The sequence below is a fragment of the Brevundimonas sp. FG128 genome (genome assembly GCF_057809775.1).
Window position 1 is genome coordinate 16,013 of record NZ_JBMDKP010000004.1, and the last position, 12,145, is coordinate 28,157.

At 65.7% G+C, this 12,145-nt stretch carries 11 protein-coding genes and 1 tRNA gene; 5 read left to right on the forward strand and 7 right to left on the reverse strand.

The window, feature by feature from the left end:
- The first annotated feature begins 175 nt into the window (after nucleotides 1-175).
- Nucleotides 176-2,248 (forward strand): TonB-dependent receptor plug domain-containing protein, encoded by a 2,073-nt coding sequence (locus tag ACODSC_RS11595; RefSeq protein ID WP_488814086.1) that lies wholly within the window; start codon nucleotides 176-178, stop codon nucleotides 2,246-2,248.
- A gap of 61 nt (nucleotides 2,249-2,309) precedes the next feature.
- On the opposite strand, the gene ACODSC_RS11600 is transcribed toward ACODSC_RS11595, so the two are convergent.
- Nucleotides 2,310-4,244 carry a peptide MFS transporter gene (locus tag ACODSC_RS11600; protein WP_488814087.1) on the reverse strand — a complete coding sequence of 645 codons (1,935 nt, stop codon included), beginning with the start codon at nucleotides 4,242-4,244 and terminating at the stop codon, nucleotides 2,310-2,312.
- 254 nt (nucleotides 4,245-4,498) lie between these two features.
- Between ACODSC_RS11600 and ACODSC_RS11605 the strand changes: the two genes are divergently transcribed.
- Nucleotides 4,499-5,650: an N-acetyltransferase gene (locus tag ACODSC_RS11605; protein WP_488814088.1), complete on the forward strand. Its 1,152-nt coding sequence runs from the start codon at nucleotides 4,499-4,501 to the stop codon at nucleotides 5,648-5,650.
- Here the strand turns inward: ACODSC_RS11605 and mscL are convergent, their stop codons facing one another.
- From mscL to aroA, 6 genes are all read right to left on the reverse strand, one after another.
- Nucleotides 5,651-6,073, reverse strand: coding sequence for a large-conductance mechanosensitive channel protein MscL (gene mscL, locus ACODSC_RS11610; RefSeq protein WP_488814089.1), 423 nt, complete (start codon nucleotides 6,071-6,073; stop codon nucleotides 5,651-5,653).
- Nucleotides 6,074-6,108: 35 nt separating this feature from the next.
- Nucleotides 6,109-6,399, reverse strand: coding sequence for an integration host factor subunit beta (locus ACODSC_RS11615; RefSeq protein ID WP_488814091.1), 291 nt, complete (start codon nucleotides 6,397-6,399; stop codon nucleotides 6,109-6,111).
- Between the two features lie 197 nt (nucleotides 6,400-6,596).
- On the reverse strand, nucleotides 6,597-8,300 hold the full coding sequence (gene rpsA / locus ACODSC_RS11620; RefSeq protein ID WP_135193711.1) for a 30S ribosomal protein S1: 1,704 nt from the start codon (nucleotides 8,298-8,300) through the stop codon (nucleotides 6,597-6,599).
- Between the two features lie 194 nt (nucleotides 8,301-8,494).
- The gene (gene cmk / locus ACODSC_RS11625; RefSeq protein WP_488814092.1) at nucleotides 8,495-9,139 is read right to left on the reverse strand and encodes a (d)CMP kinase; all 645 of its coding nucleotides are present in this window, start codon (nucleotides 9,137-9,139) and stop codon (nucleotides 8,495-8,497) included.
- A 123-nt stretch (nucleotides 9,140-9,262) separates the two neighbouring features.
- Nucleotides 9,263-9,544, reverse strand: a complete 282-nt coding sequence (locus ACODSC_RS11630; protein ID WP_488814093.1) for a hypothetical protein — start codon at nucleotides 9,542-9,544, stop codon at nucleotides 9,263-9,265.
- Entirely contained in the window at nucleotides 9,544-10,866 is a 1,323-nt protein-coding gene (aroA, locus tag ACODSC_RS11635) for a 3-phosphoshikimate 1-carboxyvinyltransferase (protein ID WP_488814094.1), read from the reverse strand. The genes ACODSC_RS11630 and aroA overlap by 1 nt, the downstream gene beginning before the upstream one ends.
- A gap of 122 nt (nucleotides 10,867-10,988) precedes the next feature.
- On the opposite strand from aroA, the gene ACODSC_RS11640 reads away from it, so the two are divergent.
- From ACODSC_RS11640 to ACODSC_RS11650, 3 genes are all read left to right on the forward strand, one after another.
- Nucleotides 10,989-11,444, forward strand: coding sequence for a TIGR02300 family protein (locus ACODSC_RS11640; RefSeq protein WP_488814096.1), 456 nt, complete (start codon nucleotides 10,989-10,991; stop codon nucleotides 11,442-11,444).
- Nucleotides 11,445-11,663: 219 nt separating this feature from the next.
- Nucleotides 11,664-11,739 (forward strand) — tRNA-Ala (locus ACODSC_RS11645).
- A gap of 140 nt (nucleotides 11,740-11,879) precedes the next feature.
- On the forward strand, nucleotides 11,880-12,131 hold the full coding sequence (locus ACODSC_RS11650) for a DUF2171 domain-containing protein (RefSeq protein WP_488814097.1): 252 nt from the start codon (nucleotides 11,880-11,882) through the stop codon (nucleotides 12,129-12,131).
- The last annotated feature ends 14 nt before the right edge of the window (nucleotides 12,132-12,145 follow it).

Here is a 12,145-nt window from a genome sequence, read left to right on the forward strand (position 1 = left end):
CAACAATAGAGAAGATGCGAGCCTGATCATTACATCTCTGTAAGACGCATTACTGTCCAATGCGTAATGAAATCCCTGTAATGATGTCGTCGATTTAATCCACCTTGCCGCCTTGTAACTGGAGATGAAGACGCCGGATCGGCACACCTCTCGCCAACAACCCGAGGGGAAACCGATGACCAAGACCTTGCTGCTGGCCAGCACCGCCCTGCTCTTTACCGCCAGCGCCGCCTTCGCCGGGGACGAGCCCCAGGTCGCCCAGGCCCCGATCCCGACCGGCCCCACCGCCCAGGCGCCGCTGGCCGACGCCAGCCAGCAGGGCGTGCTGGTCTTCACCCCGGACTTCTTCGCCGCCCAGCGGCCCAACACCGCCCTGGACATGGTCAATCGGGTGCCGGGCTTCTCCGTGGACGACGGCTCTGGCGCGCGGGGCTTCGAGGGCGCGGTCGGCAATGTGCTGATCAACAATGCGCGGCCCGCCTCCAAGAGCGACACCGGCTCCAATGTCCTGAGCCGCACCCCGGCGGCGCAGGTCGAGCGGATCGAGCTGATCCGAGGCGGGGCGCCGGGCATCGACATGCAGGGCTTTTCGGTGGTGGCGAACGTCATCCTGAAGACCGAGAACAGCCATGAATCGATCCTGACCTGGAACACCACCCAGTTCGAGGGCGCCGGGCGGAACCTGTACGGCGGCAGCTATCAGTTCACCGCCAGAAACGGCGCCCGCAGCTGGGGCGTCACCCTGTCCGACGGCATCGGCATGAGCGATTCCAACGGCCCCGGCCGTCTGATCCGCCGCGACGCCGCCGGAAACCTCCTGCGCGACGAGGTCACCAACACCGACGGTTACGGCGGCGGAAACTCGATCCGCGGCACCTACGCCGGGCCTCTGGCCGGAGGCAAGATCGACCTGACGGCCCGCTACGGCATAATCGACTGGCAGGGCTACAACACCAACCGCTCGGCCATCGCCTTCCGCGAAAGCCTGGACAGCGAGGACAGCGACGGGGGCGAGTTCGGCGTGACCTGGGAACGGCCGCTGAACGCCCGTTTCAAGCTGGAAACGCGTTTCATGCACGACTTCGGCAGCTGGGACGGCGTCTCCACCTACAATGTCCGCGACGACGGCGTGGATCAGCCCGAGCAGATCTTCGATTATTCGGGCGAAAGCTCGGAAACCATCCTGCGCGCCCTCATCCGCCACGAACGCTCGCCCAAACTGACCCTCGAGACCGGCGGCGAGGTGGCCTACAACATGCGCGAGACCGACCAGGCCTTCACTGTCGGCGGCGAGAGCATTCCCCTGCCCAGCGCCTCGGTCAAGGTCGAGGAGACGCGCGGCGAGCTTTTCTCCAAGGGCACATGGCGCGCGCACAAGGATCTGACGCTGGAGTTCGGTCTGCGGCTGGAAGCCTCGACCATCAGCCAGTCGGGCGACGCGAACCAGGAGAAGAGCTTCTTCTTCGCCAAGCCCCGCTTTCTGGCCACCTGGACGCCGATGCCGAACAACCAACTGCGTTTCCGCTTCGAGCGGGAGCTGGGCCAGCTGGACTTTTCGGATTTCGCGGCCTCGGCGGACCTGGAGGAGGAACACGTCTATGGCGGCAACGTCAATCTGGAACCCGAGCAGCGCTGGATCTCGGAACTGACCTATGAGCGTCGCTTCTGGGGCGAGGGGATCGTATCCATCGGCTATCGCCACGACGAGATCGTGGACGCCATCGACCAGATCCCGCTGGACGACGACCTGTCGGCCGTGGGCAACATCGGCGACGGGACGCTGGATCAACTGTCGCTGAACGTCGTCGTGCCGCTGGACAAGCTGGGCGTGTCGGGCGCGCGCTTCACCTTCCGCAACGACTGGAACAAGACGGCGGTCACCGACCCGACCACCGGCGAGGAGCGCGAAATCTCAGGCGTTCGCGGCAGCCAGGCCAACATCGGCATCGAACAGGACATCACCAGCTGGAAACTGCAGTGGGGCCTCAACTGGCTGCCGCGCCTGCGTCAGCCGACCTACAGCCCGGACCAGACCTTCGTCTGGCGCGGCTCGCGCTATTACGAAATGTTCGCCGAGTACAAGCCGACCCCGACCCTGGCGATCCGCGCCCAGCTGAACCTGTGGGACGACTTCACCCAGCGGCGCACCGTCTATGCCGACCGCGACACGCGGGCCGTGGCCTTCGTCGAGGACGGCGTGATCGACCCGCGCACCTTCTTCTCGCTGCGGGTCAGGAAGACCTTCTGAAGCCAAAGAAAAAGGGCGGCGTCCGCACGGACGCCGCCCTTCTGTCGTCTTCACCGAAGGATCAACCGGCGGTGGAGGTACGGGGTGCGGCGATGTTGCCGTCCTCTTGGCCCCGGTCGGTCAGATCGGGTCCGGGGTGGTTGTCGGGATCGTTCGCCCCGTTCGCCCAGCCCTTGATGAAGAAGCTGGCGATCAGGAACAGGACGCCGGCGGCCATGCCGCCCCAGCCCAGCTTCTCGAACACGTCTAGCGAGGTCTGCAGCGCCAGCGCGGGGTTCAGGACCTCGCCGCCGACGGTCTCGGTGCCCGCCAGACCGGCGATCCAGCCGCCGACATACTGGGCGATGGACGAGGCCAGGAACCAGACCGCCATCATGAAGCTGACCACCTGGGCCATCGACAGTTTGGTGATCTCGGACAGGCCCACCGGGGACAGGAACAGCTCGCCCGTCGTGTGGAACATGTAGAGCAGGGCCAGCAGAATGATGGGCATCTGGAAGGCCGAATTGGCCAGGCCTGCGCCCCACACCACGACCATGAAGCCCAGACCGACCTGAAGCAGACCCAGGCCGAACTTGAAGGTGGGATCCGGATCACGCTTGGCGCGGCCCAGCTTGACCCACATCGCCGCAAAGATCGGCGCGAAGATCAGGATGAAGCCGGCGTTGAACGACTGGGTCTGGGAGGCGGTCATGGTGGTGTCGATGAACAGACCCTGGCCGACCAGACCGGCGGCGGCCACCTGGGCCGGGGTGCCGAAGGTCAGCGGGCCGAACTGCACCGCTGCGGACAGCAGGTTCAGATCGACGTTACGGTCGGCGAACAGGTTCAGCGACGTGCCGGCCTGTTCGAACAGGGTGAAGAACAGGACCGAGCCGAAGATCAGCACCACGGCCAGCATCATGCGCTGGCGCTGCGCCCAGGTCTTGCAGATGGCCACCATCACATAGCCGATGAAGGCCAGCGACAGGACGGTCGAAATACCCAGCACGGTGCCGACCAGAGCGTTGCGCTGGACCAGGAACCAGACCGGTATCACGCCCAACAGGCCGAAGAGATAGATCGAATATTCGCGGTTGATCGGTCCCAACAGCTTGGCTTTCAGCTTGGCCGTCACCGGCGGTTCGCCCTTGCCCTGAAGCAGAGGCTTGCCCAGCACGAAGACGATCAGGCCCGCCAACATGCCGACCCCGGCCAGGCCGAAGCCCGCCCACCAGCCGATCGTCTGACCCAGGAGGCCGCACAGCACCGCCGCCCAGAACGAGCCCAGGTTGATGCCGTAATAGTAGAGGGTGAAGCCGGAATCCCGGCGCGGATCGCCCTGCGGATACAGTTGGCCGACCAGGGTGGAGATATTCGGCTTCAGGAAGCCCACGCCCATGATGATCAGCGAGATGGCCAGGAAGAAGACGTTCTCGCCCACGGGATCGCGCTGGGCTTCCAACTGGTAGGAGCCGGTCGGCAGGGTCGCCGGAATGGCGGCGTTCGCAGGCAGGCCCTCGATCGCCAGGCCGCCGCCTTCGGCGGGGCTGAAGGCGTAGGTCTGACCGCCGACGACGATGCCGGTCGAGCCGCTGTCGCCGCGTCCTTCTGTGGCGACCTGATAGGTCTGGCCCGCATAGCTCAGGGTCTGGGTGGTGTCGCGGCCTTCATAGGCCATCATCCCGTGGCCGGCGACCAGCAGGACTGCGCCGAAGGCGATGGCTTTGCGCGTGCCGATGAACCGGTCCGCCAGGATGCCGCCGATCAGCGGCAGCAGATAGACCAGCGAGGTGTAGGAGCCGTAGATCGAGCCCGCCGCCCCGTCCGAAAACAGGAAGTGCTGGGTGAGGTAGAAGATCAGAAGCCCGCGCATGCCGTAGTAGGAAAACCGCTCCCACATCTCGGCGAAGAAGCAGATCATCAGGCCACGCGGGTGGTTCCTGAGAATCTGGAGAAGCACGGGAATCCCCGTGGCCAGGGTGATGACCACCCCCAAAAGAACGACGATGTTCATGCCTACCCTTTGTACTCGGGACCGTTTTTGGTCCGCGGTCGCAATGAGAGGAGGCGAAACGTCGCCTCCCCGCCCCCGTGGCGAAGCGGTGAAAAAACCACCGGGTCCGTGGGTTTACAAGCGCTAACGCGGCGTGACCGTAGGCCGCAGCCCAGCCGAAAGCCGAAATGCAATCTATGCGGGCATTATATGGCGTGTAATGTGCATTGCTGCGGTGAAGCCATGCAGCTGGTCCCAATAGGAGAAATCCGCCGATGCCCGTTCGGCCGATCCTCAGATCCGACTATGAGGCCATGAATGGCCTGCACCGCGCCGTGGGCTGGCCCGAGCGGTCGCCGGCGGGGTGGCGGTGGCTGGAGGCGAACCCGGCGCGTCAGGACATCGACGCCCCGACGGGATGGGTGGTCGTCGATGAGCAGGACGAGGCCGTGGCCATGCTGGGCAACTTCGTCCAGCGGTTTCATCACGGTTCTCGACGCCTGTATGGGGCGACCGGGTTTTCGATCATCGTGCCGCCCAGCCGCAAGGGCGCCAGTCGCCCGCTGATCCGCGCCTTCCTGAACCAGTCGGGGCTGTTCGCCCGCTACACCTTCAACGCCAACGCCCGGTCGGCGCCAATATACGGCCTGTTCGGGCTGAAGCCCTGGCCGGCAGAGACCCATGCGCTGAAGCTGTCGTGGGTGACGGATCGGCTGGCCTGCGCCAAGGGCCGGGTTCTGCGACGGCTGCTGGGGCGAACCTCGGCGCAGACCGCCGCCCGGTTCGGCGAGCAGTTGATGAATGGGCGGGTGTTTCGGCCCGGCGCCCTGACGCTGCCGGCCCAGGTGACGGTGCTGCGCGATCTTTCCGACGTCTCGCCCTATGGCGAGTTCTGGGCGCGCCTGTCGCAGCAGGATCAGTTGACGGCGGACCGCAGTCCGGCCGTCCTGCGCTGGCGAATGGCGGACCCGGACCTGACGCTGGTGCCGTTGCTGCTGGCCTGCGTGAAGGATGGGGCGGTGGTCGGCGTGGCCATGGCGCAGGTGACCAAGACCAGTCTGATCGAGCCCCCCTGCCTGGACATCATCGACCTGGTCGCGCTGGAAACGGCACCCGACGCCATCGAAACGCTCACCCGGACCCTGATCGACAACGCCCGCGCCATGGGCGCCGCCAAGGTCCGGTTGCAGACGGTGACGCCGCAGATGCTGGATCGACTAGGGGCGCTGGCGACGACCGCGCGGCGCGAAGGCGGCTGGGGCCATTGCCACGTCATCGTCGATGATCCGGCGCTGGCCGCCGCCTGGGCCCCGACGCCGTTCGACGGCGACTATGGCATCTGTTCGCGCACGCCGCCGGCGCCGCGACAGCACCGCCGTTGGTCTGCAGCGCCTTCTCCAGCGCCGGGCCAGGCGTCGAAGGCCTGATCAGGCGTTCGGACGCGCCTTCAGTTCGTCGCGGATTTCAGTCAGCAGGGTTTCGGTCGCCGTCGGCGCGGCCGGCGTCGAATCGGGCTGGGCCGCCTGTTGGCGACGTAGGGCGTTGATGCCCTTGACCACCATGAACACCACCCAGGCCACGATCAGGAACTGAATCACGGTGTTCAGGAAGGCGCCGTACTGGATGGCGACCTTCTCGATCGCCTCGGTGGCGGGGTTTTCGGGCCGCAACACCCATTCCAGTTCGGAAAAGTCGATCCCGCCCGTGACCAGACCGATGGGCGGCATCACCACCTGATCCACCAGGCTTTTCACGATGCCGTTGAAGGCCGCGCCGATGATCACGCCGACGGCGAGGTCGACGACATTGCCCTTGACCGCGAACTCGCGGAATTCAGACAGCAGGCTCATGGGTGCTCCTCGGACCTAGACGGTGTGTTTGGGGCTCAGGCGTCCCCGGAAGCGTTCAACCGCTCGCGCAGTTCCTTGCCGCTCTTGAAGAAGGGGACCGCCTTGGCGGGAACCTCGACCGTTTCGCCGGTGCGCGGATTGCGTCCCGCCCGCGCAGGTCGCGACCGGACCGAAAAGGCGCCGAAGCCGCGCAACTCGACCCGACCGCCGTCCGCCAGGGCCTCGGTCATCGTGCCGAGGATGACATTCACCAGCCGCTCCACCTCCGCATGGGTCAGGTGGGTGTTCTCGGTCGCCAGCTTCTCGATCAATTCGGACTTGATCATTACGGCCCCTGCCATCTCGAGATCGGCGAGCGAGCGCCCCCCGGTTCAAGCGGCAGTCTAACGACCACACGGCGCGTGAAAACCCCCTATCCACGCCTGATGCGCTTCGCTCGCAAGAAATATGTACGGTAGCCGACACGAAAAGGGCGGCGGGATCGCTCCCGCCGCCCTTCAGGCCTCACCGTTGAAGGTAAGATTTAGTCCTTGGTGCCGGCGTTCTTCAACGCGGCGCCCAGGATGTCGCCCAGCGAAGCACCGGAGTCGGACGAGCCGAACTGTTCGATGGCTTCCTGTTCGTCCTTCATTTCCAGCGCCTTGATCGACACCGAGACGCGGCGCGAGGCCTTGTCGACGGCGGTGATCATGGCGTCGATGCGATCGCCGACGGCGAAGCGTTCCGGACGTTGCTCGTTGCGATCGCGCGACAGGTCCGACTTGCGGACGAAGGCCGTGACCGGCGCGTCGTCTTCACCGAACTTGACCTCGATGCCGCCCGACTCGATCGACGAGACGGTGACGGTGATCTGCTGGCCGCGGCGATAGGTGTCGCCCTCGCCGATCGGATCGCCGCCCAGCTGCTTGATGCCCAGCGAGACGCGTTCCTTCTCGACGTCGACGTCCAGAACCTTGGCCTTGACCATCTCGCCCTTGCGGTAACGCTGGATGGCTTCTTCACCCGACACCGACCAGTCGAGGTCGGACAGGTGGACCATGCCGTCGATGTCGTTGTCCAGGCCGATGAACAGGCCGAACTCGGTGGCGTTCTTGACTTCGCCCTCGACGGTCGAGCCGATCGGGTTGTTGGCGACGAAGGCGTCCCACGGATTGTCCTGAGCCTGCTTCAGGCCCAGCGAGATGCGGCGCTTGGAGGCGTCGACATCCAGAACCACGACGTCGACTTCCTGCGAGGTCGAGACGATCTTGCCGGGGTGGACGTTCTTCTTGGTCCAGGACATTTCCGAGACGTGCACCAGGCCCTCGACACCGGCTTCCAGCTCCACGAAGGCGCCGTAATCGGTGATGTTGGTGATGCGGCCCGTGTATTTGGCGCCGACCGGATATTTGGCTTCCACGCCGTCCCAGGGGTCCGACTGCAGTTGCTTCATGCCAAGCGAGATACGTTGGGTGTCCGGGTTGATCTTGACGATCTGGACCTTGACGGTGTCGCCGACGGCGAGAACCTGCGACGGGTGCGAGACGCGCTTCCACGACATGTCGGTGACGTGCAGCAGGCCGTCGATGCCGCCCAGATCCACGAACGCACCGTAGTCGGTGATGTTCTTGACGACGCCTTCGCGGACTTCACCCTCGGCCAGCTGACCGACCAGTTCCGTGCGCTGTTCGGCGCGGGCTTCTTCCAGGATGGCGCGACGCGACACGACGATGTTGCCGCGCGGACGGTCCATTTTCAGGATGGCGAAGGGCTGTTCCTTGCCCATCAGCGGACCGACGTCGCGGACTGGACGGATGTCCACTTGCGAACCGGGCAGGAAGGCCGAGGCGCCGCCCAGGTCGACGGTGAAGCCGCCCTTGACGCGACCGACGATGGCGCCGTTGACCGGCTGGCCTTCGGCGAACACGACTTCCAGACGGGTCCAGGCTTCTTCGCGGCGAGCCTTGTCGCGGCTGATGACGGCTTCGCCCAGGGCGTTCTCGACGCGCTCCAGATAAACCTCGACGTTGTCGCCGACCTTGGGCAGGGCGCCGTCGTCGCCTTGGCCGAACTCGCGCATGGCGATGCGGCCTTCGGTCTTCAGACCGACGTCGATGATGACGATATCTTTTTCGATGCCGACGACGCGGCCGTGAACGACCTGGCCTTCGCCGAAGTCGCGACCCTGAAGTTGTTCGTCGAGCAGCGCCGAGAAGTCGTCGCGCGTGGGATTAAGAGTATCAGACATGAAGCTCTGGTGTTTCCGGTAGGGCTGTGGCGCGCGACCGAACGGCCCCGCGCGAGGTGGACCCCTGACGCAGCGAGACGCCGCGCACGAGGCGATAGGAGAAGATGAGGCAGGTCGTCAGGATGCGAGGCCGTTCAGAACGATCAAAACGCCCGCGGAAGCCGAGGATGGGAGCGTTGGATTTGCGAAATCGGTCAGAGACCCTGTTTCGCGCGCGCCGCCTCGACGATACGGCGGGCCGCATCGAAGGCCGCCTCTATACCCATGTCGGTCGTATCCAGCAAGACCGCGTCGTCGGCCTGGACCATGGGAGCGGAGCCACGCCCCGCATCGCGTTCGTCGCGACGCTGAATATCGGCCAGCATGGCCTCGAAGGCGATGTCCGATCCGCGCGCTGTCAGTTGCTTCCAGCGGCGGGTCGCACGGACCTGCGGCGTCGCGGTGACGAATAGTTTGGCCTGGGCGTCCGGCGCGATCACCGTGCCGATGTCGCGCCCGTCCAGCACCGCCCCGCCCGCCTGGGCCGCGAACGCCTGCTGCAGTTCCAGCAACGCCGCCCGCACGCCCGGATGGCTGGCGACGCGGCTGGCCGCCTCGCCTGCCTCGCCCGTCGTCAGACGCTCGTCTTCCGACAGGGCCGACGCATCCAGCCGCCTCGCCGCCTCGGCCGCCGCCGCCTCGTCATCCAGCGACCCGCCGTCCTCCAGCAGCGTCACCCCCACCGCCCGGTACAGCAGCCCCGTGTCCAGATGCGGCAGTCCATAGGTCTGGGCCAGGCGCGCGGCGATGGTCCCCTTGCCAGAGGCGGCCGGTCCGTCGACGGCGATGATCAGGGTCAAGCAGGTCTCCGCAGCGCGTGGCGCTTTCAATCTTGGTCCCGAACGCACGGGAGGGCGAACCTGATAGCGAGGATCGCCGAACCAATCCAGCCGCAGGTCTTCAGTTGAAACCCGCCAACCGGCTCACGTCCAGTCGTTCCAGCGCGCCAGAACGACGACCGCGAACGCCGCCAGGCCCAACCAAACAAGACAGGCGACGCCGTTCAGCGTCACTGTCGAATAAAAGAAGAAATCGCCCTCCGCCCTCAGATGGACGGCGCCGTGCTTGCCCGAGACCCTGCCGGTCATCATCCCCTGCCACACGGTCCAGGCCGTCCAGCCGCTCCCGCCCAGGCAGGTCAGAAGCGCGAGGACCGCGACGCCGCGATAGAAGACGTCGCGATAGAAGACGTCGTGCGTCGACATCAGTCGATCCGCCCGCCCAGCCCGTTCATCATCTCGACGAAGCCGGGGAAGCTGGTGGCGATCATGCCGGGTTCGTCGACCGAGACCGGCTGTTCGGCGGCCAGGCCCAGGACCAGATGGCTCATGGCGATGCGGTGATCGTGGGCGGTGTGGACGGTTGCGCCGCCGCGAACTGACCCCCCTGTCACGATGAAGCCCTCCGGCTCCTCCTCGACCTGGACGCCGCAGGCGCGCAGGCCCTCGACCATCAGCGAGATCCGGTCGCTTTCCTTGACCCGCATTTCGCCCACGCCGCGCATGACCGTGACGCCGTCGGCGAACGCCGCCGTCGCCGCCAGGATCGGATATTCGTCGATCATCGAGGCGGCGCGCGCCTCAGGCACCACCACGCCCTTCAGCGCCGAATGCCGGGCGGTGATGTCGCCGACATCCTCGCCACCGGCCTCACGCCGGTTCGAAATCGTCAGATCCGCGCCCATTTCGATCCAGGTGTCGAACAGGCCGGTGCGGAGCGGGTTCAGCATCACCCCCTCGACCGTGACTTCCGACCCCGGCACGATCAGCCCCGCCGCCAGGGGAAAGGCCGCCGAGGACGGATCGCCCGGTACGGCGACGAAGGTTCCGGTCAGCGGCTGACCGCCCTTAAGCGTCACCTTCCAGCCCTCGCCCCCAGAAGCATCCAAGTCTTTCACGCCGACCTCGGCGCCGAAGGCCCGCAGCATCCGCTCGGTATGGTCGCGACTCTTTTCCGGCTCGACCACCGAGGTGACGCCCTCGGCGTTCAGGCCGGCCAGCAGAATGGCCGACTTCACCTGGGCCGAGGCTACGGTCTGCACATAGTCGACGGCCTTCAGCGTTCCGCCCATCAGCGTCACCGGCAGCCGATCCTCGGCCGCCTGCCAATCGAACGCCGCGCCCATGTCGGCCAGCGGCCCGGTCACCCGTTTCATCGGCCGCTTCCTCAGCGAAACGTCGCCGTCGAAGGTCGCCGTCAGAGCATAGCCCGCGGCTGCCCCCATCAGCAGGCGAACCCCAGTTCCCGCGTTGCCGCAGTCGATCACCGACAGCGGCGTCCTGAAGCCGCCCGCGCCCTCGATCCGCCATTTGCCGTCGCCGGTCCGTTCGACCTTGGCGCCGAAGGCCTCGACCGCGCGGCCGGTGGCCAGCACGTCGTCGCCTTCCAGCAGACCTTCGACCTCGGTCACGCCCGACGCCATTCCACCCAGGATCATGGACCGGTGCGACATGGATTTATCGCCGGGCGCGCGCACGGTCCCAGCAAGGGCGGAAGATCGTCTGGCGGTCAGTTGGGACGGCATCATCACCCGCTTCAGGCTGTAGGGAACGAGGGCGCGCGCGGGCGGCGCGAAAGATGGCTTTTGACAGCGGGTCAAAGGGGTGGCAAGGGACCGCCCCGAATTCAACCCGTTGAAAGTGTCCTCACGTGGCCAATCCCGAACTGGGCGCCAAGCAGGTCTGCCCCAACTGCCAGGCGAAATTCTACGACCTGAACCGTCGCCCCGCCCACTGCCCCAAATGCGGCACGGACTTCGATCCGGAAGAAGCGCTGAAGCTGCGCAGCCGCCGCGCTCGCCCCGGCTATCCGGCCGACGACGAAGCCGAAGACCAGGTCAAGGACAAGAAGGTCGACGGCGACGAGGACGAGGAAGAAGACGTCAAGACGCCTGAGATCGACGAGGAAGGCCATGAGCCCATCCTGACGCCGGACGACGAAGACGAAGACGCGCCCGCCGACGCTTCGGAAGAAGCCGGCATGGGTTCGACCGACGGCGACGACGACCTGGGCGACGACGATGACGACTCCGTGCCGTTCATCGAGGACGACGACGATGACTCCATCGACGACGAGATCGCCAAGCCGTCGCGCGACGACGACTGATTTCGGTTGCGCCCGCCGCGTTTCGCTCTATGTGAAGCGCGGCGGGCAGCCGTAATTTCTTCCCGCTTGTGGTTGAAATGGTTGCAGGTTTTCGCCTCTGGAAGCGGGGCGAAAATAAATCTCGAAACGGGCTTGATCGCAGAAAAGGCCTGACCTAGTTTCCGCCGCCTCGCCGGGGGCCATCGCAAGATGAACCGGGCGATCCAGACCGACAGGTCCGGGGCTTTAGCTCAGTTGGTAGAGCGCTTGCATGGCATGCAAGAGGTCAGCGGTTCGACTCCGCTAAGCTCCACCATCAGCCTCCCTCTTTCACCGGTTCGACCGGGGAAGAGGGAGACTGGCCACCTCTCCCACATAACTTGACCATATCCGGGAACTGATCCCCGCTGGCCCGCGCTCATCCCTCGACATCATGTTCAACGAGGAGAGACGGCGATGAGCGAGATCAAGGAAGGCATGGAAGTCATCGGCGCGGACGGCGTCCACGTCGGCGTCGTGGACCGGGTCGAGAGCGACCGTATCAAGTTGACGCGGCGCGAAAGCTCCGGCGCCCACGCAGGGCACCACCACTATATCGAGAACGGCTTCGTCGCCGGGGTCGAGGGCGACAAGGTGCGCCTGTCGGCCAATGCCGATGTCGCCGTGACGCTGGAAGAAGAAGAATCCGGCCGACCCGTCGATCTGTAATCGAGACGGCGGCG